The following is a 3,385-nucleotide window of genomic DNA, read 5'->3' on the forward strand; positions in this document are numbered from 1 at the left end:
CCCTGCACGACCGTGCCGCGCGGAGCCGCGCCGCCGTCGGCGGACGTCCCGCCGGTGCGGCCGAGCGGGTCCTGCCTGTGACCGTGACTGTGACCGGGGCCGGGAGCGCCGAAGCCGCCGGGGCCGGTCATGCCGGGCGGGAAGCCCGCGCGGGCCTGCACGGCGGCCAGGCGCCGCGAGGCGACCCCGCCGAGCAGCCGCCGCAGCAGGGGCCGGGTGACCGGCAGGACCAGCAGCAGCCCCAGCACGTCGGTGAGGAAGCCGGGGATCATCAGCAGGACCCCGCCCGCCATGATCAGGGCGGCGTCGGCGAGTTCGCGCTCGGGCAGTTCGCCGCGGCTGAGGGCGGCGTTCAGGGCGCGGCGGCCCTCGCGGCGGACGATCCAGCCGCCGAGCAGGAGCCCGGCGGCCAGCAGCCCGGCCGTGGGCCAGCCGCCGATGGCCTGCCCCACCTGGACGATCAGCACGATCTCCAGGACGGGCAGCAGCAGGAACGACAGGACCAGGACGAGCGGCAGCATGGCTTCCATCTTCGGGTCGGGTGGACGGACCGTCACCGGGTACAACGCCGCGCGCGCCCCGAACGTTTCCCCCGGGTCAGCGGTGTCCGCGCAGGCGGGCGACGCGGTCGGCGACACCCCACTGCGTGACGCGGACCATCGCCTCGACCATGATGTCCCGGCTCATCTTGCTGGTGCCGTGGACGCGCTCGACGAAGGTGATCGGGACCTCCACCACCCGCAGGCCCTGCTTGAGGGAGCGGCGCGCCAGGTCGATCTGGAAGCAGTAGCCGCGCGAGTCGACGCCGTCCAGGCCGATCTTCTGCAGGGTCGCGGCGCGGAAGGCGCGGTAGCCGCCGGTGGCGTCGCGCAGCGGCAGCCCGAGCATGGTGCGGACGAACACGTTGCCGCCGCGGGAGATGAGCTGGCGGCTCAGCGGCCAGTTCTCGGTGCGGCCGCCGGGGATGTAGCGGGCGCCGAGGACCAGGTCGGCGTCCTGCAGCGCGGTGAGCAGGCGGGGCAGTTCCTCGGGCTGGTGGGAGCCGTCGGCGTCCATCTCGACCATGACGTCGTAGCCCTGCTCGGCGGCCCAGCGGAACCCGGCGATGTAGGCGGCGCCGAGGCCCTCCTTGCCCTTGCGGTGCAGGACCCTGACGTGGTCGTCGGCGGCGGCGAGGCCGTCGGCGATCCGGCCGGTGCCGTCGGGGCTGTTGTCGTCGGCGACCAGCACGTCCACCGCGGGCACGGCGGCCCGGACGCGGCCGACGATCCGCTCGATGTTGTCCCGCTCGTTGTAGGTCGGGATGATCACTAGGACCCGGCCCAGGTCGGCTGGGATGTCCATCGGCGTCAGTTCTCCTCGTCCTCGGCGCGCGCGGCGTCGCGCACGCTGTCCCGCTTGGTGTCCCGCTGGTCGTCCCGGCCGGTGGGGTCCTGCGGGGACGGCGCGGCGGCGCGGCGGCGGCGCGCCAGGCCGAGCGCCGCCGCGACCGCCCCGAGGGCCGCGACGGTGAGGGCCCACTCGGGGAGCGCGCCCAGACGGTCCGCCATCGTACGGGATGTTCGCGCGGGGACCGTGGCGACCTGGAGGGCCGGGACGAACTCCCGCGACTCGGCGATCATACGGCCGTCGGGGGCCACGATCGCGCTGATGCCGCTCGTCGCGGCGACCAGGACCGTCCGGCCGTGCTCGACGGCCCGCAGCCGCGACATGGCGATCTGCTGCGGGGGCAGGCTGGTCTCGCCGTAGGTGGCGTTGTTGGTCTGGACGACCATGACGTTGCCGGGGGCGGAGTCGCGGGTCTCCTTGTCGTAGGCGACCTCGAAGCAGATGACGTCGCCGATCGTGATGGGGCCGAGCTTCATGACGCCGCTGCGGTCGCCCTTGACGAAGTCGCGGGGGACGCGCTCGAAGCGGGTGATCAGCTTGGTGAGCAGGTCGCGGAACGGCAGGTACTCGCCGAACGGGACGGGATGCCGCTTGACGTAGTAGTTCCCGGGCCCGGTCCGGGGGTCCCAGACGATGCCGCGGTTCTCGATGCGCTTGCCGTCGGGGGTCTCGACGAGCGCGCCGACCAGGACGGGCACGCCGACGTCGCGGACGGCGCCGTCGATGGCCTGGTAGGCGTCGGGTTCGATGAACGGGTCGAGGTCGCTGGCGTTCTCGGGCCAGATCACCAGCTGCGGCCGGGGCACCTGCCCGGCGCGGATCTGGGCGGCCAGCTTGCGCGTCTCGCGGACGTGGTTGTCCAGGACGGCGCGGCGCCGCCCGAGGAAGTCCAGGCCGAGGCGGGGCACGTTGCCCTGGACGACCGCGACGGTGACGGGCCGTCCGGAGGCGGGGGTGGGGATGCCCAGGCCGCCGCCGATGACCAGCGCGGCCAGCGCGACGGCGACGGCCAGGCCCGCCACGGGCCCGCGCAGACCACGGCGGCCTCGCGCGCCGTCGCGCGGCAGGCGGCCGGCGCCGTCGGCGGCGCTGTCAGCGGGGTTGGCGTCGTGGTGCGGGCGCAGGCGCCAGACGGTGACGGCGGCGTAGGCGAGCAGCCCGCCGACCAGCGCGGTGAGGAAGGTGACCAGCGGCGCGCCGCCGAGCGAGGCGTACGGGGTGAGGGGGGTGGCGGTCTGGCTGAACGCCAGCCGCGCCCAGGGGAAGCCGCCGAACGGCTGGCGGCCGCGCAGGGCCTCCTCGGCGACCCAGCCGGCGGCGGTCCACAGCGGCCAGGCGGGCAGGCGGGTGACCACGGCGGTCCCGGCGGCCAGCGGGATGAAGTAGAGCGCCTGGACCAGGCTCAGCGCCACCCAGCCGTCCCAGCCGACCTTGTGGATGCCCTCCAGGACGGGCAGGAAGAACGGCGCGCCGCCGACGAACCCGAGCCAGGCGGCGGTGCGGGCGGGCACGCCGCGCCACGCCAGGGTGAGCAGCGCGATCGCGGGGAAGGCGAGGAAGGGCAGGTCGACGGGCGGGAACGCCGGCCACAGCAGCAGTCCGGCGGCGACGGCGACCGCGTGGCGGGGCCATCCGGCGCGTCCGCCGCGGCGGATCGCCGCCCACCGTCCGCTGGGAGCCGCGGTCGCCGCCTCGCCCGGAGCTTCGGCAAGGGGCGCGGCGGTCTCGGGGGTGGCGGTTCCGTCCGTCCCGGCGGCGGGGGCGGGTGGGGCGGCGGCGGTCGCGGTGGCCGTGCCGGAGTCCGGGCGGGCGGGCGCGGTCTCGGCGGGGTCGTCGCCCGCGCCGGGGCCCGGCCGTTCCGGAAGGGTGTCGTGCGCCACCGCGGCTCCTTGTCCGATGGGTCGGCGTCCGATATGGACCGGCCGAACGCTACCGGTTCGGCGGCACCGATACGACCGGGCGGATGCGGTCCGGCGCGCGGCGGCCGTCCTGCCGG

The 3,385-nt window shown here is 75.9% G+C and carries 3 protein-coding genes; all 3 read right to left on the reverse strand.

The features are described 5' to 3' along the window. A partial coding sequence (locus tag AB0J52_RS32965; protein WP_500186763.1) for an FxsA family protein occupies nucleotides 1-521 on the reverse strand: 521 nt, incomplete at its 3' end. A 76-nt stretch (nucleotides 522-597) separates the two neighbouring features. Continuing rightward, the gene (locus AB0J52_RS32970; protein WP_500186764.1) at nucleotides 598-1,344 is read right to left on the reverse strand and encodes a polyprenol monophosphomannose synthase; all 747 of its coding nucleotides are present in this window, start codon (nucleotides 1,342-1,344) and stop codon (nucleotides 598-600) included. A 5-nt stretch (nucleotides 1,345-1,349) separates the two neighbouring features. Continuing rightward, the gene (lnt, locus tag AB0J52_RS32975) at nucleotides 1,350-3,269 is read right to left on the reverse strand and encodes an apolipoprotein N-acyltransferase (protein ID WP_500186765.1); all 1,920 of its coding nucleotides are present in this window, start codon (nucleotides 3,267-3,269) and stop codon (nucleotides 1,350-1,352) included. Nucleotides 3,270-3,385: the final 116 nt, after the last annotated feature.

The sequence above is a fragment of the Spirillospora sp. NPDC049652 genome, from assembly GCF_040675125.1.
In the GTDB taxonomy this organism is placed as follows: domain Bacteria; phylum Actinomycetota; class Actinomycetes; order Streptosporangiales; family Streptosporangiaceae; genus Spirillospora.